The sequence below is a fragment of the Tessaracoccus sp. OH4464_COT-324 genome, assembly GCF_003932855.1.
Taxonomy (GTDB): Bacteria; Actinomycetota; Actinomycetes; order Propionibacteriales; family Propionibacteriaceae; genus Arachnia.
In genome coordinates, this window is the sequence record NZ_RQYZ01000191.1 from 1 (window position 1) to 302 (window position 302).

At 33.8% G+C, this 302-nt stretch carries 1 protein-coding gene; it reads left to right on the forward strand.

Annotated elements, in window-relative coordinates; all coding sequences use genetic code 11:
- The coding region (locus tag EII42_RS12740; protein WP_148098077.1) for a cell division protein ZapA at positions 1-283 on the forward strand (283 nt) is incomplete at its 5' end.
- Positions 284-302 lie beyond the last annotated feature (19 nt).

Sequence of the window (302 nt, forward strand, 5' to 3'; positions counted from 1 at the left end):
ATTATCAGTTTTAGGGCAAGTGCTACGTTTAAACTGCCCTCCAGAACAACAGGATGCTTTACGCCAAGCTGCTCGTCATTTAGATAGTCGTGTAATGGAAATGAAAGATCGTACGGGAATTTTGCAAATGGAGAAACTTCTATCTATTGTTGCATTAAATTTAAGTTTTGAACTTATGCAAGAACAAAATAAGACACAAATAATTGAAAATGTCATTAATCAAAAAATTGCACAATTGGAAGGCTCGTTAGAAAATATTTTGGCTCAAAAAGCGAACGTTTAAACCTAAAATTGTGATCTGA